At 72.7% G+C, this 21,979-nt stretch carries 20 protein-coding genes; 10 read left to right on the forward strand and 10 right to left on the reverse strand.

The annotated features are described in order from the left end of the window. Positions 1-61: 61 nt before the first annotated feature. Complete coding sequence (locus ACFV9J_RS39520) at positions 62-418, reverse strand: iron-sulfur cluster assembly accessory protein (RefSeq protein WP_031030770.1); 357 nt, start codon at positions 416-418, stop codon at positions 62-64. A gap of 275 nt (positions 419-693) precedes the next feature. Here ACFV9J_RS39520 and nadA point away from each other — a divergent pair, with 275 nt between their 5' ends. Then, entirely contained in the window at positions 694-1,878 is a 1,185-nt protein-coding gene (gene nadA, locus ACFV9J_RS39525) for a quinolinate synthase NadA (protein ID WP_385362924.1), read from the forward strand. Between the two features lie 106 nt (positions 1,879-1,984). On the opposite strand, the gene ACFV9J_RS39530 is transcribed toward nadA, so the two are convergent. The 5 genes from ACFV9J_RS39530 to ACFV9J_RS39550 form a co-directional block, all read right to left on the reverse strand. Continuing rightward, entirely contained in the window at positions 1,985-5,110 is a 3,126-nt protein-coding gene (locus ACFV9J_RS39530) for an efflux RND transporter permease subunit (protein ID WP_385362926.1), read from the reverse strand. A 179-nt stretch (positions 5,111-5,289) separates the two neighbouring features. Next, the gene (locus ACFV9J_RS39535; RefSeq protein ID WP_385362927.1) at positions 5,290-5,973 is read right to left on the reverse strand and encodes a response regulator; all 684 of its coding nucleotides are present in this window, start codon (positions 5,971-5,973) and stop codon (positions 5,290-5,292) included. A gap of 44 nt (positions 5,974-6,017) precedes the next feature. Next, a complete protein-coding gene (locus ACFV9J_RS39540; protein ID WP_385362928.1) occupies positions 6,018-7,247 on the reverse strand; it encodes a sensor histidine kinase in 1,230 nt (409 codons plus the stop codon). A gap of 119 nt (positions 7,248-7,366) precedes the next feature. Next, positions 7,367-7,651, reverse strand: a complete 285-nt coding sequence (locus ACFV9J_RS39545; RefSeq protein WP_003976649.1) for a hypothetical protein — start codon at positions 7,649-7,651, stop codon at positions 7,367-7,369. A 21-nt stretch (positions 7,652-7,672) separates the two neighbouring features. Beyond that, positions 7,673-8,470, reverse strand: coding sequence for a PspA/IM30 family protein (locus ACFV9J_RS39550; RefSeq protein ID WP_385362930.1), 798 nt, complete (start codon positions 8,468-8,470; stop codon positions 7,673-7,675). A gap of 244 nt (positions 8,471-8,714) precedes the next feature. Between ACFV9J_RS39550 and ACFV9J_RS39555 the strand changes: the two genes are divergently transcribed. From ACFV9J_RS39555 to ACFV9J_RS39565, 3 genes are all read left to right on the forward strand, one after another. After that, the gene (locus ACFV9J_RS39555) at positions 8,715-9,392 is read left to right on the forward strand and encodes a DUF3043 domain-containing protein (RefSeq protein ID WP_385362957.1); all 678 of its coding nucleotides are present in this window, start codon (positions 8,715-8,717) and stop codon (positions 9,390-9,392) included. A gap of 83 nt (positions 9,393-9,475) precedes the next feature. Further along, on the forward strand, positions 9,476-10,177 hold the full coding sequence (locus ACFV9J_RS39560; RefSeq protein WP_385362932.1) for a class I SAM-dependent methyltransferase: 702 nt from the start codon (positions 9,476-9,478) through the stop codon (positions 10,175-10,177). A gap of 100 nt (positions 10,178-10,277) precedes the next feature. Then, positions 10,278-11,366 carry a S1C family serine protease gene (locus ACFV9J_RS39565; RefSeq protein ID WP_385362934.1) on the forward strand — a complete coding sequence of 363 codons (1,089 nt, stop codon included), beginning with the start codon at positions 10,278-10,280 and terminating at the stop codon, positions 11,364-11,366. A gap of 35 nt (positions 11,367-11,401) precedes the next feature. Here ACFV9J_RS39565 and ACFV9J_RS39570 read toward each other — a convergent pair whose 3' ends face one another. Further along, complete coding sequence (locus ACFV9J_RS39570) at positions 11,402-11,650, reverse strand: hypothetical protein (RefSeq protein ID WP_356866027.1); 249 nt, start codon at positions 11,648-11,650, stop codon at positions 11,402-11,404. Positions 11,651-11,868: 218 nt separating this feature from the next. On the opposite strand from ACFV9J_RS39570, the gene ACFV9J_RS39575 reads away from it, so the two are divergent. Further along, a complete protein-coding gene (locus ACFV9J_RS39575) occupies positions 11,869-13,068 on the forward strand; it encodes a bifunctional adenosylcobinamide kinase/adenosylcobinamide-phosphate guanylyltransferase (RefSeq protein WP_385362936.1) in 1,200 nt (399 codons plus the stop codon). On the opposite strand, the gene ACFV9J_RS39580 is transcribed toward ACFV9J_RS39575, so the two are convergent. Continuing rightward, positions 13,057-13,776, reverse strand: coding sequence for a class I SAM-dependent methyltransferase (locus ACFV9J_RS39580; protein ID WP_385362938.1), 720 nt, complete (start codon positions 13,774-13,776; stop codon positions 13,057-13,059). The genes ACFV9J_RS39575 and ACFV9J_RS39580 overlap by 12 nt on opposite strands. Positions 13,777-13,930: 154 nt before the next feature. On the opposite strand from ACFV9J_RS39580, the gene cobT reads away from it, so the two are divergent. Beyond that, positions 13,931-14,986: a nicotinate-nucleotide--dimethylbenzimidazole phosphoribosyltransferase gene (gene cobT / locus ACFV9J_RS39585; protein ID WP_385362939.1), complete on the forward strand. Its 1,056-nt coding sequence runs from the start codon at positions 13,931-13,933 to the stop codon at positions 14,984-14,986. 81 nt (positions 14,987-15,067) lie between these two features. Then, complete coding sequence (locus ACFV9J_RS39590) at positions 15,068-15,220, forward strand: hypothetical protein (RefSeq protein ID WP_385362941.1); 153 nt, start codon at positions 15,068-15,070, stop codon at positions 15,218-15,220. Positions 15,221-15,714: 494 nt separating this feature from the next. On the opposite strand, the gene ACFV9J_RS39595 is transcribed toward ACFV9J_RS39590, so the two are convergent. After that, entirely contained in the window at positions 15,715-16,455 is a 741-nt protein-coding gene (locus ACFV9J_RS39595) for a hypothetical protein (protein ID WP_385362943.1), read from the reverse strand. A gap of 60 nt (positions 16,456-16,515) precedes the next feature. Between ACFV9J_RS39595 and ACFV9J_RS39600 the strand changes: the two genes are divergently transcribed. Next, positions 16,516-17,298 carry an adenosylcobinamide-GDP ribazoletransferase gene (locus tag ACFV9J_RS39600; RefSeq protein ID WP_385362945.1) on the forward strand — a complete coding sequence of 261 codons (783 nt, stop codon included), beginning with the start codon at positions 16,516-16,518 and terminating at the stop codon, positions 17,296-17,298. Positions 17,299-17,323: 25 nt separating this feature from the next. Here ACFV9J_RS39600 and ACFV9J_RS39605 read toward each other — a convergent pair whose 3' ends face one another. Continuing rightward, complete coding sequence (locus tag ACFV9J_RS39605) at positions 17,324-18,172, reverse strand: endo alpha-1,4 polygalactosaminidase (RefSeq protein WP_385362947.1); 849 nt, start codon at positions 18,170-18,172, stop codon at positions 17,324-17,326. A gap of 251 nt (positions 18,173-18,423) precedes the next feature. On the opposite strand from ACFV9J_RS39605, the gene ACFV9J_RS39610 reads away from it, so the two are divergent. Continuing rightward, on the forward strand, positions 18,424-19,968 hold the full coding sequence (locus ACFV9J_RS39610) for a leucyl aminopeptidase (RefSeq protein ID WP_385362949.1): 1,545 nt from the start codon (positions 18,424-18,426) through the stop codon (positions 19,966-19,968). A gap of 582 nt (positions 19,969-20,550) precedes the next feature. Next, on the forward strand, positions 20,551-21,939 hold the full coding sequence (gene lpdA / locus ACFV9J_RS39615; RefSeq protein WP_030873385.1) for a dihydrolipoyl dehydrogenase: 1,389 nt from the start codon (positions 20,551-20,553) through the stop codon (positions 21,937-21,939). Positions 21,940-21,979: the final 40 nt, after the last annotated feature.

Genomic DNA, 21,979 nt, shown 5'->3' on the forward strand with positions numbered 1-21,979 from the left:
CCCGGGGATGGACCCCGGGCCGCCGCCCTTCTCGCACGCGGGTGCCGCGCGGCTCGGCTCGTCAGCTGAAGGAGTCGCCGCAGGCGCAGGAGCCGGTCGCGTTCGGGTTGTCGATCGTGAAGCCCTGCTTCTCGATGCTGTCCACGAAGTCGACGGTGGCACCGCCCAGGTACGGGGCGCTCATGCGGTCGGTGGTGACCTTCACGCCACCGAAGTCCTTGACCACGTCACCGTCGAGGGAACGCTCGTCGAAGAAGAGCTGGTAACGCAGGCCGGAGCAGCCACCGGGCTGGACGGCGACGCGCAGCGCGAGGTCGTCGCGGCCTTCCTGGTCGAGCAGCGCCTTGACCTTCGACGCGGCGGCGTCGGTCAGGATGATGCCGTCGGTGACGGTGGTGGTCTCGTCCGATACGGACATCTACATCTCTCCCGGGTTGTACGGAGACTGCTTGCCGACGGTTCAACCGACGGAGCCGCGGATTCATTCCGGGCGGGACCGAGTCTTTGTCCTCGGCGTTCCCTTCATGCTCGCACATGCCCGCGCAGACGGTCAGCGGCTGTGGAAGGCCGGTTCGGGCACCGGGATTCATGTCACACCGACACTATGGGCGTCGTCAAAGTGACGTGAACCGGTTATGATATATAGCGTCAGTTCGACGAAAAGGGTCGACGAAAGTAGAAAGGGTGCGTGTCGTGACCACCGCCCAAACCCAGGAGCTCGACGTACAGCCGACGCCCCTCGCCCTGCTGCTGCTCGGCCGCGAGGCCGACCCGAGGAGCGAGCGCGGTGTGGAGTGTCCCGGTGACCTGCCCTCGCCCTCCGACCCGGACCTGGTCGCACGCGCCCGTGCGGCCAAGGAGAAGCTCGGTGACAAGGTCTTCGTGCTCGGTCACCACTACCAGCGCGACGAGGTCATCCAGTTCGCCGATGTCACGGGCGACTCCTTCAAGCTGGCCCGGGACGCGGCGGCGCGCCCGGAGGCCGAGTACATCGTCTTCTGCGGTGTGCACTTCATGGCGGAGTCGGCCGACATCCTGACCTCGAACGACCAGAAGGTGGTCCTGCCCGACCTGGCGGCCGGGTGCTCCATGGCCGACATGGCCACCGCCGAGCAGGTCGCCGAGTGCTGGGACGTGCTGACCGAGGCCGGGATCGCCGAGCAGGTCGTGCCCGTGTCGTACATGAACTCGTCGGCGGACATCAAGGCGTTCACCGGCAAGCACGGCGGCACCATCTGCACCTCCTCCAACGCCGAGCGCGCCCTGAACTGGGCGTTCGAGCAGGGTGAGAAGGTCCTCTTCCTGCCCGACCAGCACCTGGGCCGCAACACGGCGGTGCGGGACCTGGGCATGTCCCTGGAGGACTGCGTCGTCTACAACCCGCACCGGCCGAACGGCGGGCTGACGGCCAAGGAGCTGCGCGACGCGAAGATGATCCTGTGGCGGGGCCACTGCTCGGTGCACGGCCGCTTCAGCCTCGACTCGGTCAACGACGTGCGCGAGCGCATACCGGGTGTGAACGTCCTGGTGCACCCGGAGTGCAAGCACGAGGTCGTCGCCGCCGCCGACTACGTCGGCTCGACCGAGTACATCATCAAGGCCCTGGAGGCGGCCCCGGCCGGTTCCAAGTGGGCCATCGGCACCGAGCTGAACCTGGTCCGCCGCCTGGCGAACCGTTTCGCCGCCGAGGACAAGGAGATCGTCTTCCTCGACAAGACGGTCTGCTTCTGCTCGACCATGAACCGCATCGACCTCCCCCACCTGGTCTGGACGCTGGAGTCCCTCGCCGAGGGCACCCTGGTCAACCGCATCGAGGTGGACCGGGAGACGGAGGCGTTCGCGAAGCTGGCCCTGGAGCGCATGCTGGCGCTGCCGTAGGCGGTTCCCGCGGCGGGAGAGCGCTGCGGGTGTCCCCGATGTCCCCACGCACTGAGGGTGTCCCCACCGGGCGGTGGGGACACCCTCCTGCGTTCCGCCGCCGCCGTCAGACCTGCGCCGGCTCCGGCTCGTCCGACGCCTCCGGCTGCGGCGGCACGTCGCCGCCGCCCTTCTTCGCGGCCCGCTTCTTCGCGCGGCGCTCCTTGCGGAGCTCCAGCATCGCGTAGAGGGTCGGGACCAGGAGGAGGGTCAGCAGGGTCGACGTGATCAGGCCGCCGATCACCACCACCGCGAGCGGCTGGGCGATGAAGCCGCCCTCGCCGGTGACGCCCAGCGCCATCGGGAGCAGGGCGAAGATCGTCGCCAGGGCCGTCATGAGGATGGGACGCAGGCGGTGGCGGCCGCCCTCGACCACGGCCTCGACGACGCCGTAGCCCTGCTTGCGGTACTGGTTGATCAGGTCGATCAGCACGATCGCGTTGGTGACCACGATGCCGATCAGCATCAGCATGCCGATCATCGCCGGGACGCCCATCGGAGTGCCCGTGGCGATCAGCAGGCCGATCGCGCCGGTCGCCGCGAACGGGATGGACACCAGCAGGATCAGCGGCTGGGCCAGCGACCGGAAGGTGCCCACCAGCAGCATGAAGACGATGGCGATCGCCGCGAGCATGGCCAGGCCCAGGTTGACGAAGGCCTCGTCCTGGTCCGCGGTGACGCCGCCGATCTCGGCGCTGGCGCCGGCCGGCAGGTCGAGCCCGTTGATCTTCGACTGGAGGTCGGTGCTGACCGCGCCGGTGTTGTCGCCGGTCGGCTTGGCGGTGATGGTCGCCGCGCGCTGCCCGTCGATGCGGGTCATGGAGACCGGGCCGTCCACCAGCTGCACGGTGGCGATGTCACCGAGCTTGGCCGGGCCCAGGTTCAGCGCCTTCAGCTCGGCCATCGTCCGGGCGGGCTGCGCCGACTTGATGACGACGTCGCGCTCGGTGTCGTCCAGGGTCGCCTTGGCCGCGGGGGTGCCGCGCACCGCCTGGGCGACGGCCGCGCCGAGCGTCTGGTCGGTGAACCCGGCGTCGGCGGCCTTCGCGTTGGCCTTGACCGAGATGCGCGGGACGCTCTGCGCCAGGTCGCTGGTGACGTCGGTGACGTCGTCGAGCTCTGCGACGGTCTTGCGGACCTGCTCGGCGGCGTCGCGGAGCACCTGCGCGTCGGCCGCCTTGACGACGACGCTCAGGTCCTGGCTGCCGAAGCCGTCCCCGGCGGCGATCGTGGTGGTGCCGATGCCGTCGCCGAGCTTCGCCAGCCCGTCCTCGATGTGGTCCTGGACGTCGTCGGCGTTCGCCGAGTCCTCCAGCATCAGCTGGTACGAGGCCTGGTTGGTGTCCGTGCCGCCGCCGAAGGCGGCCATGAACCCGGACGAGCCGATGGTGACCTGGTAGTCCTTGACGCCCTCGGTGTCGCCGAGCAGCTTCTCGACCTTCTTCACCTGCGCGTCGGTCGCGCCGAGGCTGGTGCCGGGCTTCAGCTCCTGCTTGACGCTGAGGACCTTCTGCTCGCCCTGGTCGAAGAAGTTGGTCTTGAGCAGCGGCGCCATGCCGAAGGTGCCGACCAGGACCACGATCGCGATGGCCACGCTGGTGAGGCGGCGGCGGGTGGCGAAGCGCAGCACGGGCACGTAGAAGCGCTGGAGGCGGCTCTTGGCCTCCTTCTCCTCGGCGAGGCGACGGGCCTCGGCCGCGTCCTCGGGGGTGCCCTTCGGCGGCCGCAGGAACCAGTACGACAGCACCGGGACGACCGTCAGCGACACCAGCAGGGACGCGAGCAGCGCCGCGGTGACGGTGAGGCTGAAGGAGCCGAACAGCTCGCCGACCATGCCGCCGACCAGACCGATCGGCAGGAACACGGCGACCGTGGTGAGGGTGGAGGACGTCACCGCTCCGGCGACCTCGCGGACGGCGCCCAGGATGGCGTCCTTGCGCTCCTCGCCGTAGCCGAGGTGCCGCTTGATGTTCTCCAGGACCACGATCGAGTCGTCGACGACGCGGCCGATGGCGATGGTCAGCGCGCCCAGCGTCAGCATGTTGAGCGACAGGTCGCGCGTCCACAGGACGATCAGCGCCAGCACCACCGACAGCGGGATGGAGACCGCGGTGACCAGGGTGGAGCGGATCGACGCCAGGAAGACCAGGATGACCAGCACGGCGAAGAGCAGACCCAGCCCGCCCTCCGTGGTCAGGCCGGAGATGGCCTTGGAGACGGCCGGGCCCTGGTCGCTGACGACCGTGAGGGTCGCGCCGGAACCGAGCTGCTCGCGCAGGTCGGGGAGCTTGTCCTCGACGGCGTTGGAGATGGAGACCGCGCTGCCGTCGTGGTCCATCGTCACGGCGACCGCGAGGGACGGCTTGCCGTTGGTACGGGTGAGGGAGTCGGCCCTGGCCTCCTCCTCCTTGACGGTGGCGACGTCGCCGAGGCGGACCGGCTCGTCGACGCCCTCACCGGTGACCATGAGGTCCTGGATCTGCTTGACCGAGGTGAAGCCGCCGCCGACCTGGACGGTGCGGTTGGCGCCCGCCTCGTCGAAGGAACCGGCCGGGACGGTCGCGCCGCCCGCCTGGAGGGACTGGGCGAGCGCCTGCGGGCTCACCTTGGCCGCGGCCAGCTTCGCCGGGTCCGGCGTGACGGTGACCTGGACGTCGCGGACGCCGTCGACGACGACCTGGGCGACGCCGTCGATGTCCTTCAGCTCGGAGACGACCGTCTTGTCGAGCTGGTCGGCCAGCGCCTGCTGGTCCTTGTCCGAGGTCACGGCGAGGACGACGGTCGGGATGTCGTCCGTCGAGCCGGAGATGACCTGCGGGTCCACGTCGTCCGGGAGCTGGGCGCGGGCCCGGTTCACGGCCTGCTGGACGTCGGCGACGAGCTGCTGGTTGTCCGGGCCGTAGTCGAAGGACGCCATGATGACGGCGTTGCCCTCACTGGCCGTGGAGGTGACGCCCGAGATCCCGTCGACGGCCTCGAGGCTGTCCTCGATCGGCTCGACGACCTGCTTCTCGACCACGTCCGGCGAGGCGCCCTGGTACGGAGCCAGCACGGACACCATGGGCAGTTCGATGGTGGGCAGCAGCTGCTGCTTGAGCTGGGGGATGGCGATCGCGCCGAAGACGAGCGCGACGATCGACATCAGGCCTATCAGGGCCCGTTGCGCGAGGCTGAATCTCGACAGCCAGGACATGGATCAGGGTCTCTCTTCTGTGGCCGAGCGGGGGACGGGGCACATGGCAGCGCCGGTCGCGGGCACACAGCTGAGCGCCCACCCCAACACCCTGGGCCATGGTCGGCCCCGTATCCCTAGGCCCCAGGTCCATTTCCTTATCCCGCGCCTACTCCCTCCGCAGTACACGCGGGTAGAGGTCACTCCACCCTTGGACGGACCAGCCCGGATTCGTAGGCGATGACGACCAGCTGGGCCCGGTCGCGGGCGCCCAGCTTGGCCATGGCCCGGTTGACGTGGGTCTTCACGGTGAGCGGGCTGACTTCGAGGCGCTCGGCGATCTCGTCGTTGGAGTGCCCGCCGGCCACCTGGACCAGGACCTCGCGCTCGCGCACGGTCAGCGACTCGAGACGCTCGGCCCGGGCCGGGTCGCGGTCCTCGTCGGCGGTGTCCTGCTGGGCGAGGAAGCGGGCGATCAGCCCCTTGGTGGCGGTCGGCGACAGCAGCGCCTCGCCCCCGGCCGCGACCCGGATCGCGCTGAGCAGTTCGTCGGGCTCCGAGCCCTTGCCGAGGAAGCCGGAGGCCCCGGCCCGCAGCGACTGCACCACGTAGTCGTCGACCTCGAAGGTGGTCAGTATGACCACGCGGACGTGGGCGAGGGACGGGTCGGCGCTGATCATGCGGGTGGCGGCGAGACCGTCCGTGCCGGGCATCCGGATGTCCATCAGCACCACGTCGGCCCGCTGCTCGGCGGCCAGCCGGGCCGCCTCCGCGCCGTCGGACGCCTCCCCCACCACCTCCATGTCGGGCTCGGAGTCGACCAGCACCCGGAAGGCGCTGCGCAGCAGCGCCTGGTCGTCGGCGAGCAGGACACGGATCGTCATACGGGCTCCCCCGTGGCTTCGATGGCTTGGGTGGCTCAGGTGGCTTACGTCGCTTGGGTGGCGGCGTCGGTGCGGCTCTTGACCGGAAGGATCGCATGCACGCGGAAACCGCCGCCGTAGCGGGGACCGGTGGTGAGGGTGCCGCGCACGGCGGTGACGCGCTCGCGCATGCCGAGCAGCCCGTGTCCCCCGCCCTCGGTGGTGCCGTCGGGGGCCTCGCCGTCGGCGGTGCCGTCGTCGAGGACGGTCACCTCGATGTCCGGCCCGACCCGTACGACGCTGACCTCGGCCCTCGCCTGCCGTCCCGCGTGCTTCTGCACGTTGGTCAGCGCCTCCTGGATGATGCGGTAGGCGGCCAGGTCGACGGCGGCCGGCAGCTCGGTGCCCTGGTCGGTGCGGGCCACCTCGACCCGCAGTCCGGCGTGGTGGAAGGTGCCGACGAGTTCGTCGAGGCGGGCGAGGCCCGGGGCGGGCTCGGTCGGTGCCTCCGGGTCGCCGGACTGGCGCAGCAGGCCGACGGTGGCCCGCAGCTCGTCCAGCGCGGAGCGGCTGGCCTCCCGTACGTGGGCGAGCGCCTCCTTGGCCTGGTCGGGCCGCTTGTCCATGACGTGCGAGGCGACCCCGGCCTGCACGTTGACCAGGGCGATGTGGTGGGCGACCACGTCGTGCAGGTCGCGGGCGATGCGCAGCCGTTCCTCGGCGACGCGGCGGCGGGCCTCCTCCTCCCGGGTGCGCTCGGCCTTCTCCGCCCGGTCCCGGATGGCCTGCACGAAGGCGCGACGGCTGCGGACGGCGTCCCCGGCGGTGGCACCGATGCCGGTCCAGGCGAAGACGGCGAGGTTCTCCTGCGCGTACCAGGGCAGCGGGCCGGCCAGCATGGCGGCGCCGGTGAGCACGGTCGTGGTGAGCAGGCCGACCCGCCAGGTGGTGGGCCGGTCGGTGGAGGCGGCGACGGTGTAGAGGGCGATGACGGCCGACATGACCACCGGGGCGCGCGGGTCGCCGGTGACGCTCTCGACGACGGAGACGCAGCCCGTGACGACGAGGACCGCCATCGGCTGGCGGCGCCGGAAGGCGAGCGCGGCGGCGCCGGCGGTCATCAGGGCGAGGCTGAGCGCGTCGGGGGTGCTCAGCCCCCAGCTGACGCCCTCCGGTCCGTGCGGGTCCACGAAGGAGCCGGCGACCATGCAGACCAGGACGACCACCGCGAGGACGGTGTCCGTGGTGGAGGGGTGGGCGCCGAGGACGCAGCGGGCTCTCGCGAGTGTGCTCACGGTTTTTTACGGTAGCTGGAGTGGGGGTGTCCTATGCGCGGGCCCGCGTGCGGTGGGCGTCGGCCGGGCTGTGATCGCCGACCTGCGTCAGCGGGCGCCGGACCGACCACCCCTGTCCGTCACGCACCGCCCGGAATGAGGCCGTCGTCGCTCAGGAGCTCCTGGACCTCCTCCAGGGTGGCGTCCGGGGACGGGAGGATGAGGTCGGACGGCTCCAGGGTGTCGTCGGGGAGGGGCTCGCCCAGTTCGCGGACCTTGGCCAGGAGGGCCTGGAGGGTCGCGCGGAAGCCGGGGCCGTCGCCGTTCTCCATCTCGGCCAGGAGCTCGTCGTCCAGCTTGTTCAGCTCACCGAGCCGGCCGTCGGCCAGCGTCAGCTGTCCCTCCCCCATGATCCGTACGATCATGTCGGCCCTCCTAGCCGTGGGCTACTGCTTGTCGAAGCGCGGGGTGTCCTGCGGCTGCTGCTGGGACTGCGACGAGGACTGGCCCTGTCCCTGGCCGCCCTCGATGGCCTGGCGGTCGGAGGTGGAGCCCCCGGCCAGCTCGGCCTTCATCCGCTGCAGTTCCAGCTCTACATCCGTACCACCGGAGAGCCGGTCCAGCTCGGCCTGGATGTCGTCCTTGTGCATGCCGGACTGGTCGTCGAGGGCGCCGGAGGCGAGCAGCTCGTCGATGGCGCCGGCCCGGGCCTGGAGCTGGGCGGTCTTGTCCTCGGCCCGCTGGATGGCCAGGCCGACGTCGCCCATCTCCTCGGAGATGCCGGAGAACGCCTCGCCGATGCGGGTCTGCGCCTGGGCCGCCGTGTAGGTGGCCTTGATGGTCTCCTTCTTGGTGCGGAAGGCGTCCACCTTGGCCTGGAGGCGCTGGGCCGCAAGGGTGAGCTTCTCCTCCTCGCCCTGGAGGGTGGCGTGCTGCGTCTCCAGGTCGGTGACCTGCTGCTGGAGCGCGGCGCGCCGGGAGAGCGCCTCGCGGGCCAGGTCCTCGCGGCCCAGCGCCAGCGCCTTGCGGCCCTGGTCCTCCAGCTTGCCCGACTGGGACTGGAGCTGGTTGAGCTGCAGCTCCAGCCGCTTGCGGCTGGTCGCCACGTCGGCGACGCCGCGGCGCACCTTCTGCAGCAGCTCCAGCTGTTTCTGGTACGAGTAATCGAGGGTTTCGCGCGGGTCCTCGGCCCGGTCAAGGGCCTTGTTGGCCTTCGCGCGGAAGATCATCCCCATACGCTTCATGACACCGCTCATGGGCTTCGCGCGCCCCCTTCTGACCGACTCCAGCTCCAGCGACTGCAACAGAACCCACAGTACGGGCCCTGCATCCATTACCGCACTGTTCGGGGACGGATGCGCTCATCCCCAAGGACGACTGCGTACGTTCCCCGTCCGGCGCAGGGAGTAGGTGCTCCCCGGGTTGTCCGGAAAATCCCGGTGTCCGGGGCTGTACGCGACATCCACTCCGTACATCCGCTCTGTCCCCATACAGACGACCGGCGTTGCCGGATCGTTCCCCACCGGACTGGGGTCCACACCCCCGCACCACGTACCCTTGGGTTTTGTGTTCCGTAGCCGTGCCAAGGATGAGAAGGCCCAGAGCGCCGTCAGCGCGCCGGTGACCGACTCCAATCAGCCCCGTGACCCGCAGGCCCCGAAGGGCAGGCCCACGCCCAAGCGCAGTGTGGCCCAGTCCCAGCGCCGCAGCGTCGCCAATACGCCGATGACCCGCAAGGACGCCGCCAAGCGGCAGCGCGAGGATCGCCGGACCGCGATGGCCCGGCAGCGCGAGGCGCTGGCCAAGGGCGACGAGCGGTACCTGCCGGCCCGCGACAAGGGCCCGGTCCGCAAGTTCGCGCGCGACTTCGTCGACTCGCGGTTCAACATCGCGGAGTACTTCCTGCCGATGGCCGTGATCATCCTCGTGCTGAGCATGATCCGGGTGGCGTCGCTGCAGAACGTCGCGCTGCTGCTGTGGCTGGTCGTGATCGTGCTGATCGTGCTGGACTCGATCGTCACCGGTTTCCGGCTGAAGAAGCGGCTCGCGGAGCGCTTCCCGGACGAGCGCCGCCGCGGTGCGGTCGCGTACGCGCTGATGCGCTCGCTCCAGATGCGCCGGCTGCGGCTGCCCAAGCCCCAGGTCAAGCGCGGGGAGCGGCCCTGAGCACGACGCCGTTCACCGAGGGCGCGGCCGAGGCCTGGACAGCGGGGCTGTCCGGGCTTCGGAACGTCGTACGGCAGGAGCTGGTGGCCCGGCAGCTGGACGAGCAGATAGCCGGGCGTTTCGCCGTCGGGCGGCGGCTGCGCGTGCTCGACGTCGGAATGGGCCAGGGCACCCAGGCGCTGCGGCTGGCACGGGCCGGGCACCAGGTGACCGGCGTGGAGCGGGACGCGACGATGATCGCCGCCGCGCGTGACGCCCTGGCCGGCCAGCCCGAGGGCATCCGGGAGCGGATGCGGATCGTCGAGGGCGACGGCCGGGACACCGGTGTGCACTTCCTGCCGGGCAGCTTCGACGTGGTGCTGTGCCACGGCGTGCTCATGTACGTCGAGGAGCCCGACCCGCTGCTGGCGGGGCTGGCCCGGATGCTCGCGCCCGGCGGTCTGCTGTCGCTCGTGGTGCGCAACGGCGACGCGCTCGCGCTGCGCCCCGGCCTGCACGGCGACTGGCCGGGCGCGCTGGCCGCCTTCGACACCACGAGCTACCGCAACCGCCTGGGCCTCGACGTCCGCGCGGACCGGCTGGCGACGCTGACGGCGAAGCTCGCGGGCATCGGCGCGCCGCTGCACACCTGGTACGGCGTGCGGGTCTTCACGGACACGGCGCCCGACGGAACCACACCCCCCGCCGATCTCGATGCCCTGCTGGCCGCCGAGGAGCGGGCCGGCCGGACGGACCCGTACCGCTCGGTCGCGGCGCTGCTGCACCTGTGCGGGGTACGCGGCTAGCTCTTGCCCCACCGGCCCGGTGCCGCCGCCCGCCCGGCCGCGGCGCCCGTTCGGGTGTGCACCGGGCGCCGGGCGCCGGGGACGCGGTGAGACTCGGGCCATGGACACTTCCCGCACCCGTCTGCGCCGTCTGTTCGCTCCGGTGGCCGTACCGGCCTGCGCCCTGTTGCTGGCGACCGGCTGTTCCGACGCCGGTGCGGGGACCGACCGGGGTTCGGGGAGCGCACGGGAGGGCGACACGGCGCAGGCGGCGGCGCCGCGCGCGGCCAGTGAGCTGGAGGCCGACTACGAGCGGGTGATCAAGGACGTACTGCCGTCGGTCGTACAGATCCAGGCGGGCGACTCCCTGGGGTCGGGGGTCGTGTACGACGACAAGGGGCACGTCGTCACCAACGCGCACGTCGTCGGCGACGCCAAGTCCTTCCGGGTGACGACGGCCCGCGCAGAGGACGCCCTGACCGCGAAGCTGGTCTCCTCCTACCCGCAGCAGGACCTGGCGGTCATCAAGCTCGACAAGGTGCCCGAGGGCATGAAGGCGGCCCGCTTCGCGGACTCCGCGAAGGTCGAGGTGGGGCAGATCGTGCTGGCGATGGGCTCGCCGCTCGGCCTGTCCTCCAGCGTGACGCAGGGCATCGTGTCGGCGACCGGGCGCACCGTGACGGAGGGCAGCAGCGGCGGCGGCACGGGCGCGACCATCGCCAACATGGTGCAGACGTCGGCGGCCATCAACCCGGGCAACAGCGGGGGCGCCCTGGTGAACCTGGACGGGCAGGTGATCGGCATCCCGACGCTGGCGGCGACCGATCCGGGCCTCGGCGACAGCGCGGCGCCCGGCATCGGGTTCGCGATCCCGGCGTCGATGGTGACGACGGTGGCCGGGCAGATCGTCAGGGACGGCAAGGTCACCGACTCGGGCCGGGCCGCGCTGGGCATCACCGCCCGCACGGTCGTGGACGACAGCTTCCGCCCGGCCGGGGTGGCCGTCGTCGAGGTGAGCGACGGCGGGGCCGCCGACGACGCCGGGCTGCGCCCCGGGGACGTCCTGGTGAAGCTCGGCGACACGGACATCACCACCATCACCTCGCTGTCCGAGGCGCTGGCGTCGATGCGGCCGGGCGACCGGACGAAGGTGACCTACACCCGGGACGGCAAGGAGCACACGGCCGAGGTGACGCTCGGCGAGCAGTGACGGGGCGGGGGCGGGGCCGCCCCCGCCCCCGGACCTCAGGCCTCGGTCCCCGCCTCGGCCTCGGCGTCGGCCTCCGCCTCCTCGGCGTGCAGGCTCATCGGGCCGTAGATCTCGGTGGAGTCCTCGAAGAGCCGCACCTGGTCGGTGCCGCCCGCCTGGAGGTCCTTCCACTGCTCCCCGATCCAGGACTCGGCGTCCCCTTGCGTGGTGAACTCCTCGGGCTGCACCGCGGGCTGGACCTCCGTCCCGTCGGCCGTCTCGAACCGCCACGTCCATGCCGCCATGTACGCCTCCAAGATGTCAGCACGTGCAGAGCGGAAGCCGGATCTTGATCCGCCCTCCGCCCGCAGCCTATGCGCTGAACCGGGCGCACCGTAGAAGGCCCGGGGAGAAGGCCCCGCAGGGGGCCCCGGGGGCGGGAACCGAGCGAGAACGGTCGCGGCACCCGCCCCCCGGGGGACTTGGGCGCGCACGTCGCCGGGCGACCGGCGAAAATCGGTGCGTGGACGTGACTCTGCTCGGCACCGGTGCCCCCGCGGGACTCCCCCGCCCCGACTGTCCCTGCGCGGCCTGTGCCGCGGCGCAGGGCGAGGACGCGCGTGCGGCGACCGCGCTGCTGGTGGACGGCGCGCTGCTGCTCGACCTGACGCCCGGCGCCGCGTTCGCCGCCGCGCGGGCCGGGCACTCCCTGTCCGGCGTACGCCAGGTACTGCTCTCCCACCCGCACGACGGCCCCGCCGTGGAGGTGCCGGCCGGGCTGCCGCAGCCGGGCCGGGTGCCGGACGGCCGGGAGCTGGCGCTGCTGACGGGGCACCGGGTGCGGGCGGTGGCGCTGGACGCGCCGGGCACGGGTTACGCCGTGACGGGTCCCGACGGCCGGCGGCTCCTCTACGTGCCGCCGGGTGGCGCCCCGGCGGGCCTGGAGGAGCCCGCGGAGCCGTACGACCTGGTCCTCGCGGACGTCGTCGGGCGGCCGGACGCGCTGGCGCGGCTGCGGGCGGTGGGAGCGGCGGGCCCGACGACGGACGTCGTCGCCGTCCACCTGGACCACGACGTGCCGCCGGGCCGGGAGCTGGCGCGGCGGCTCGCGGCGGCGGGCGCACGGGCGGTGCCGGACGGCACGACGCTGGCGGTGGGCTCGTACGAGGACGTACCCGACGTACCGCGGCGCACCCTGGTCCTGGGCGGCGCGCGGTCGGGCAAGTCGGTGGAGGCGGAACGCCGCCTCGAACCCTTCCCCGACGTCCTCTACGTCGCCACCGGCGGCTCCCGCAAGGGCGACACCGAATGGGCGGCCCGGGTCGGCGCGCACCGGGAACGCCGCCCCGGTTCATGGCGGACCGCCGAGACCTGCGACCTGGTCCCCCTCCTGAAGGACGAGGGCCCGCCCCTCCTCGTCGACTGCCTGTCCCTGTGGCTGACGGACGCGATGGACGCGGTCGGCGCGTGGGACGACGAGGAGTGGGCCGACGGCGGCGAACGGGCGCTGAGGGACCGGGTGCGGGAGCTGACCCGGGCGGTCCGCGACACCCGCCGCACGCTGGTGGCGGTGTCGAACGAGGTCGGTTCGGGCATCGTCCCGGCCACGGCGTCCGGCCGCCGCTACCGCGACGAACTCGGCCGCCTGAACGCGGCGTTCGCGGCCGAGTGCGAGCAGGTGCTGCTGGTGGTGGCGGGCCAGGCGCTGGTGCTACGGGGCTGAGCCGTCCTTGCGCGCGACGACGCGGTGCCCCCGGAAGCCCGTCAGGACCGTACAGCCCTGGGCCACGAGTTCGGCGCCCAGTCCGAGGGGGTGGACGGGCAGCAGGCGACGCGGGTCGGCCACGTCGACGAGCAGATGCCCGCCGGGCCGCAGCACCCGCAGCGCGGCCGTCAGCTCTGCCCGGGGGTCGGGAACGCGCTCCAGATACTGGAAGAGGCTCACGACGTCGTAGCGTGCCCGCAGCCGGGCCGCGAGGTGCGGATCCGTCAGCCGCCCGACGAACGCCTCCTCGACCCGCTCGACGGCGCGGGCCCGCAACACGCGGTGGCTGGCGTCCAGGCCGTCGAACGCGGTGTACGGGAAGTGCGTACGGGCGGTCCGGGGGAAGTCGGCGTCGCCGGTGCCGACGTCCAGCCAGCTCTCGGGCTCGGGACAGTGGCGGTACAGCGCCCGGGCGGCCAGCCGGTGTCTGAGCCGGACACCGGCCCGGACCAGGGGATGCTCGGGGCCGGGGGTGAGCGGCGGGTTCCGGAAGACGTGGCGGCAGTCCGCGCACCGCTCGACCGGAGACCGGTGGGGTGCTCCCTGCCGCGGCCCGTCACCGCGCAGCCGGGCCCGCAGCCGCCGCGAGCCGCACCAGGGGCAGTCCTCGCGGTACGGCCCGTACGGCGGGACGGGGGGCACCGAGGAGGCGGAGGTTCCGGACACGAGCGGCTCCCGACACGAGACGTACGCGGGCACGTAAGACATTCCAGGCAAAACGTTACGTAGGTGAGCGCGATCCGGGGCGCAACGACGCCGCCCGGACGTGCCGCCCACGGGCCCTCCTTCGTGTTCGACCGGGGCCGGTACTGTTCGGCGAATGAGCTCGCTGAATCTCGACGACTTCACCGACCTGATCGAGCGCCCCGACGGCGGGGTACGTCGCGACGCGGAAGCGCGCCGGGAGCGTCAGGTCGTCCCGCCCGGATCACTGGGCCGCCTCGACGACCTGGGCGAGTGGCTGTCGGCGGCCCAGTCCGCCGTACCGGTACGCCCCGTCGTACGTCCCCGGGTGGTGCTCTTCGCCGGCGACCACAAGGTCGCCGAGCTGGGCGTGTCGGCGCGGCCCGCGGGCGGTGCCGGTGAGCTGGTGCGCGAGGTGCTGGAGGGCGGCCGTCCGGTGTCGGTGCTCGCCAGGCGCCTGGACGTACCCGTGCGCGTGGTCGACATGGCCCTGGACTGCGACCCGGAGAAGCTGCCGGCCGAGGTCGCCGGGCACCGGGTGCGCCGGGCCGGGGGACGTATCGACATCGAGGACGCGCTGACCCTCGAGGAGGCTCAGGCCGCCTTCCGCGCCGGGATGGCGGTGGCCGACGAGGAGGCCGACTCGGGCACCGACCTGGTGGTGCTGGGCGACGTGAGCGTGGGCGGTACGACGGCGGCGGGGACGCTGGTGGCCGCGCTGTGCGGGACGGACGCGTCGGTCGTCACCGGCCGGGGCGGGCTGCCGATCGACGACCTGGCCTGGATGCGCAAGTGCGCGGCGATCCGCGACGCGCTGCGCCGCGCGCGCCCGGTCCTCGGCGACCAGCTGCAACTCCTCGCCACGGTGGGCGGCGCGGACCTCGCCGCCATGACGGGCTTCCTGCTGCAGAGCGCGGTGCGGAAGGTGCCGGTGATCCTGGACGGCGTCGTGACGGCCGCGTGCGCGCTGGTCGGGCAGCGGGTCGCGTTCCGGGCGCCGGACTGGTGGCTGGCCGCGCACGACAGCGGGGAGCCGGGCCAGGCGAAGGCGCTGGACCGGATGGCGATGGAGCCGCTGCTGACCCAGGGCGTGAAGGTGGGCGAGGGCGCGGGCGGCTTGCTGGCGCTGCCGTTGGTCCAGGCGGCGGCGTCCTTGGCAGCGGAGCTGCCGGAGACCTCCGACGGCGAGTAGTCGCGGTTCGGTGGACCGGGGCGGCTTGGTCCCCCGGCGTGGGGGTGCGGGCGCAGGGGGGACACGGCCCGGCGTTGCGGGGTGCCGCTGCGCCCACCCGTGCCGCCCCAGCGGCACGACTGCCCGCAGCTGGGGCGGAGCGGCGGCGACCCGCAGCTGGGGCGGAGCGGCGGCGACCCGCAGCTGGGGCGGAGCGGGGGCGACCCGCGGCTGGGGCGGGACGACGGCGGCTGACCGCAGCTGCGGGCGGTCCCGGCGGCGGCGGGCGGGGGCGGCGGCTGACCGCGGCTGTGGCGCGGGCGGCGGCTGACCGCGGCTGTGGCGCGGGCGGCGGCTGACCGCGGCTGTGGCAGGGGCGGCGACTTGGCCGGAGTTGCGGCGGGGCGGCGACTTGGCCGGAGTTGCGGCGGCCGGGGCGGCGGCTGATCGCGGCTGGGCGGCGTGGCGGCTACGCGCGGCGCGGAGCCGGGGATGGACGGTCAGCCGCGTACGGCGACGAGGGGGGACGCGGAGCGTGGGCGGGCCGCAGCCGCGTACGGCGAGGAGGGGGCGTGTCGGGGGGGTGTCCGCCCGCAGCGGTTGGCGCGTCAACGCCCCGAGCCTCCGTAGCCGACCGATTTCGCGCCGTTCCGAGGACGGACACCCCCCGGCGCGGCCCCGACCCACCCACCGGGGATAACGCGCTACGCGCACCCCCACCGAACCCGCACAGGCCGCCGCAGGCATCCTCACCGCGGATCCGGGCGGCCGCCGATCCAGTCCTGGACGACGCGGCGCGGCCCGGACCAGCGACGGTCGTGGCGCTCGGCGCGCAGCCGGGCCCGAGCGCGGGCCCGCGGCCGACGGGCGTAGAACCGGCGGTCCCACGGAGAGCCCGGCCGGGCCAGGCGAACCGCGCCGACCAAAGCGATCACGGGCACGATGACCCCGAAGATCGCCAGCCGCGCCTTGCCCTTGGCCAGGGCGAGGAGGGAGAACAGGAAGTTCCCCGCGACGGTGACGATGACGTTCGCGCGGTCCTGCAACTCGTCCTGGGACATCCCGTCGACCCCGAACGGCGTGAACCCCGCCAGCACCAGCCCGACCAGCGCCGCGGTGAGCACCACGACCTCCACGCTCTTGCGCCCCGCCTCGCTCCAGTACACGTCGTCGAGGTGCAGGATCAGCGCGAACTCGTCCAGGAGCAGCCCCGCCCCGATACCGAAGACCACCGCCGCGAGCGCCGACCCGACCCCGTGCCGGCCCCCCGCGACCGCGCCGAAGCCGCCGACGACGGTGAGCACGACCCCCGGGACGACGTGGTGGATGTGCACCCCGCCCGCCTTCACGTTCCCGAAGGGCCCCTTGCCCGCCCGGATCAGACGGGTGATGACCCGGGTGACAGCGAACGTCAGCACGAACGCCGCCAGCGCGAGGAGCAGCGGCAGCTTGCCCGGTTCCATGATGTTGCGCTGCCACCAATCTCCCATATGCGCACTTTATCCCCAGCGCCCACCCACACCCCGCCGACCGCCGGGTAGTCTGCGCCGGTGCTCAGGACCCCCTCCCTCGACGGCCTCCGCTTCGCCTTCGGCACCCTCACCGTGCTCCCGGTCAAGGTGACCCGCTGGGACCGGGACGCCGCGCGCGGCGGCATGCTGTGCGCGCCGCTGGCCGGGCTGGCCGTCGGCGCCGCCGCCGCGGGCGCCGGGCTCCTGCTGCTCGTCCTGGGCGCCGGAAGTCTGCTCGCCGCGGTCGCCACGGCCGCCGTCCCCGCCGTACTCACGCGTGGACTGCACCTGGACGGACTGGCCGACACCGCCGACGGACTGGGCAGCGGCAAGCCCGCCGAGGACGCCCTGCGGATCATGAAGCAGTCGGACATCGGGCCGTTCGGCGTGCTCACCCTGCTGTTCACGCTCCTCGCCCAGGTGGCCGCCCTCGCGCAGGCCTACGACGGCTCGTGGGCGCGGGGCGCGCTCGCCGCCGTGGTGTCGGCGACCGCCGCCCGGCTGGCGCTCACGACGGCGGCCCGGACCGGAGTGCCGGCCGCCCGCCCGGAGGGCCTGGGCGCGGCGGTCGCCGGGGTGGTCCCGGCCGGCGGGGCGCTGGCCGCGGCGGCGGCCGTCACCCTGGCCGGCACGGCGGCGGGCGCGTACCTGGGCCCGTACGACGCGCTGCGCACGGCGCTCGCCGTGGTGTGCGCCGCCGCGGCGGCCGAACTCCTGCTGCGCCACTGCGTCCGCCGCTTCGGCGGCGTCACGGGCGACGTCTTCGGCGGCGTGGCGGAGACGGCGGCCACCACCGCCCTCGTGGTCCTCGTCCTCGGTTGAGCCACGGGCTCACGGGCTCACGGGCTCAGCAGGCCTCCCGCCACGCGTCCAGTTCGTACTTCTTCAGCATCGAACTGAGCCGCAGCTCGCGGGAGTCGGCGCAGAAGCGCTCGGTCGGCAGCTCGTACTCGACGTGGAAGACCGCCTTGTCCGCGTCGACGAACGGCCGGTTGTCGGCGCACTCGCCGTACTGGGCGCACTGTTCGTTGACGGCGAAGTCGAAGTCGTCGACCAGGTCCGGGATCTGGTCCAGGTCGTTCTTCAGCCCGACGGCCATCCCGCGGTCGTGGGCGAGCTTCGCGATCAGCCGGTTGTAGCGGAGTTGGTCGTCGCCGGTGAGCGGGAAGCCGGTGTCGTTCTTGTAGCCGTCCATGTTGTCCGGCTCCACGGCGTCGAAGCCCTTGTCGCGGCACATGTCGAGGCGCTCGGCCATCAGCGGCTCCAGAACGTCCGTAGCGCGGATGTCCAGCCACCGCTCGCCCTCCCAGCCGTTGCCCTTGCCCAGCACCTCCTCGGGGAACGCGTCGGCGTCGGGCCGGAAGTCCTCCCAGGCGCCGGTGGAGACGTAGCAGATGACCTTGCGCCCGTCGTCGTGCAGGCCGGCGACCGTGGCCTCGTCGTGGTCGAAGCCGTCGATGTCGTAGACCGGAACGTCGACGGAGGTGTCGAGCCTGCCACTGAGCTGCCACTGCCAGGCGGTGCCGGCCGTCGGCCGCCAGTGGCCACCGCCACCGCCACCACCGCCACCACCGCCACCACCGCCACCACCGCCACCACCGCCACCACCGCCACCACCACCGTCGCCGCCGGGGGCCGACGTGCAGCCGGCAAGCAGCAGCAGGAGAAGGGCTGTCGGCAGGACCGGGCGTCTCACGGGAAGTGCTCCAGAGTGCGGGAGGGGTGGGCGGCATGCCCCCGGAATGATCTCCCACCCGCACGGCCGCGGGGAAACCACGGCCCCGCGGGAGGGAGCGCGGCCGGGCGCGAGCGTAGGCTCGTGCCGAGTGTTCGCCTGCCCAGGCGAGGACCGCATCGCAGGAGGGATCTAGGGTCGGATGTCGGGCCCGGTCGACCCACCCGCATTCGGCCACACCAGACTTCATACGGAAGCGAGATTTCACCACCGTGACTGCTCTCACTCTCTCCACCGCCGCGGCGCCCGGCCTGCGGGCCGACGCGATCGTGATCGGCGTCGCCAAGGGCGCAGGCGGCCCGTCCGTCGCCCCGGGCGCCGAGGCCGTGGACAAGGCGTACGACGGCCGGCTCGCCGCCGTCCTGGAGACCCTCGGCGCCTCCGGCGCCGAGGGCGAGGTGACGAAGCTGCCCGCTCCGTCCGGCTTCAAGGCTCCCGTCGTCGTGGCGGTGGGCCTCGGTGCCGAGCCCGAGAAGGACGCCGGTTTTGACCCCGAGGCGCTGCGCCGGGCCGCCGGCGCGGCCGCCCGCGCCCTGGCCGGCGCCAAGAAGGCCGCCTTCGCCCTGCCGCTCGCCGAGGCCGCCGACGCCGGTGTCGTCGCCGAGGGCCTGCTGCTCGGCGCGTACTCCTTCGACGCGTACAAGGCGTCGGCCAAGGAGGCCAAGGGTGCCAAGGCGAAGGCCAACGGCAACGGCAAGGCCCCGCTGGCGGAGGCCGCGCTGCTCGGCGGCAAGCCCCGCGACAAGGCGTACAAGGCGGCGGTCGAGCGCGCCGCGGCCGTCGCCGAGGAACTGAACCGCGCCCGCGACCTGGTCAACACCCCGCCGAACGACCTCGACCCGGAGGCCTTCGCGGCGGTGGCGCAGGCGGCCGCCAAGGAGCACGGCATCAAGGTGCAGGTGCTCGACGAGAAGGCGCTGACGAAGGGCGGCTACGGCGGCATCCTCGGCGTCGGCGCCGGTTCGGCGTCGGGTCCGCGGCTGGTGAAGCTGTCGTACACCTCGCCCAAGGCGAAGAAGTCCCTCGCCTTCGTCGGCAAGGGCATCACCTACGACTCGGGCGGCATCTCGCTGAAGCCGGCCGGCCACAACGAGACGATGAAGTGCGACATGGCCGGTGCCGCCGCCGTGTTCGCGGCGGTCGTCTCCGCCGCACGGCTCGGCCTGGAGGTCAACGTGACCGGCTGGCTGGCGCTGGCCGAGAACATGCCGTCGGGCTCGGCGACGCGCCCGGGCGACGTGCTGCGCATGTACAGCGGCAAGACGGTGGAGGTGCTCAACACCGACGCCGAGGGCCGGCTGGTGCTCGCCGACGCGCTGTGGGCGGCCTCGCAGGAGAAGCCGGACGCGATCATCGACGTGGCGACGCTGACGGGCGCGATGATGCTGGCGCTGGGCAGCCGCACGTACGGGATCATGGCGAACGACGACGCGTTCCGCTCCGCGGTGCACGAGGCGGCGGAGGAGTCCGGCGAGCCGGCGTGGCCGATGCCGCTGCCGGAGCACCTGCGCAAGGGCATGGACTCGCCGACCGCGGACATCGCGAACATGGGCGAGCGGATGGGCGGCGGCCTGGTGGCCGGTCTCTTCCTGCGGGAGTTCGTCGGCGAGGGCATCACCTGGGCGCACCTGGACATCGCGGGTCCGGCCTTCAACGAGGGCGGGCCGTTCGGGTACACCCCGAAGGGCGGTACGGGGACGGCGGTGCGGACGCTGGTGCGGGTTGCCGAGCTGGCGGCTGCGGGTGAGCTGGGCTAGCTGGGCCGGGGGCGCCTAAGGGGTTGGGGCGCGGGTGATCGTGCGGCTGCGGGCCCGTCGTGGCTTGTCGCGCAGTTCCCCGCGCCCCTGGTCAGCTGTCCCGGCGTCGGCCGAGAAGAACCCCACGCCGCCGCGCCCACGCGGCGAAGCCGCAGACCAACACAGCCCCGCACCCCTGGGCCGGCTGTCCCGGCACCGGCCGAGAAGAACCCCACGCCGCCGCGCCCACGCGGCGAAGCCGCAGACCAGCACAGCCCCGTACCCCTGGGCCGGCTGCCCCGGCACCGGCCGAGAAGAACCCCACGCCGCCGCGCCCACGCGGCGAAGCCGCAGACCAGCACAGCCCTGCGGCCCTGGGCCGGCTGTCCTGGTGTCGGCCGAGAAGGACCGCAGGGGAACCCGCTCACATGAACGTGGGGCGTCTCACACCCCGGCCCCACGTCTCGTTCGCCTCTCACAAGTGCGAAGATGGAGCCCGGCAGGACAGGGCCCACCCAAGGGCCGAGAACAATGAGCGGCCGGACACCAGCCGCCGACCGGTCACTGGAGACCGGCGTGGCGCACATGCATGGAGGACGTGACGTGGCGAACGACGCCAGCACCGTTTTCGACCTAGTGATCCTCGGCGGTGGCAGCGGTGGTTACGCCGCGGCCCTGCGCGGGGCGCAGCTGGGCCTGGACGTCGCCCTGATCGAGAAGAACAAGCTCGGCGGCACCTGCCTGCACAACGGTTGCATTCCCACCAAGGCCCTGCTCCACGCGGGCGAGGTCGCCGACCAGTCGCGCGAGAGCGAGCAGTTCGGCGTCAAGACGTCCTTCGAGGGCGTCGACATGGCCGGCGTGCACAAGTACAAGGACGAGGTGATCGCCGGCCTGTACAAGGGCCTGCAGGGTCTGGTCGCCTCCCGCAAGATCACCTACATCGAGGGTGAGGGCCGGCTCTCGTCCCCGACCTCCGTCGACGTCAACGGCCAGCGTGTCCAGGGCCGCCACGTCCTGCTGGCGACCGGCTCCGTGCCGAAGACCCTGCCGGGCCTGGAGATCGACGGCAACCGGATCATCTCCTCGGACCACGCCCTCACGCTCGACCGCGTGCCGAAGTCCGCGATCGTGCTGGGCGGCGGCGTCATCGGCGTCGAGTTCGCCTCCGCGTGGAAGTCCTTCGGTTCCGAGGTCACGGTCATCGAGGGCCTCAAGCACCTCGTCCCGGTCGAGGACGAGAACAGCTCCAAGCTCCTGGAGCGCGCCTTCCGCAAGCGGGGCATCAAGTTCAACCTGGGCACCTTCTTCCAGAAGGCCGAGTACACCCAGGACGGCGTCAAGGTCACCCTCGCCGACGGCAAGGAGTTCGAGGCCGAGGTCCTGCTCGTCGCCATCGGCCGCGGCCCGGTCTCGCAGGGCCTGGGCTACGAGGAGAACGGCGTCGCGACGGACCGCGGCTTCGTCCTCGTGGACGAGTACATGCGGACCAACGTCCCGACCATCTCCGCCGTCGGTGACCTCGTCCCCACCCTCCAGCTCGCGCACGTCGGCTTCGCCGAGGGCATCCTAGTGGCGGAGCGGCTCGCCGGCCTGAAGACCGTGCCGGTCGACTACGACGGCGTGCCGCGGGTGACGTACTGCCACCCGGAGGTCGCCTCCGTCGGTCTCACCGAGGCCAGGGCGAAGGAGGTCTACGGCGCGGACAAGGTCGTCTCGATCAAGTTCCCGCTGGGCGGCAACGGCAAGAGCCGCATCCTGAAGACCGCGGGCGAGATCAAGCTCGTCCAGGTCAAGGACGGTGCCGTGGTCGGCGTCCACATGGTCGGCGACCGCATGGGCGAGCAGGTCGGCGAGGCGCAGCTGATCTACAACTGGGAGGCGCTGCCGGCCGAGGTGGCCCAGCTCATCCACGCCCACCCGACGCAGAACGAGGCGCTCGGCGAGGCCCACCTGGCGCTGGCCGGCAAGCCGCTCCACATGCACGACTGACCGCTTCGGTCTTCGGGCGCGACGACACAGACTTCCGCAC

Origin of the sequence: Streptomyces sp. NPDC059906 (assembly GCF_042730645.1) — a bacterium.
Lineage (GTDB): Bacteria > Actinomycetota > Actinomycetes > Streptomycetales > Streptomycetaceae > Streptomyces > Streptomyces rubrogriseus.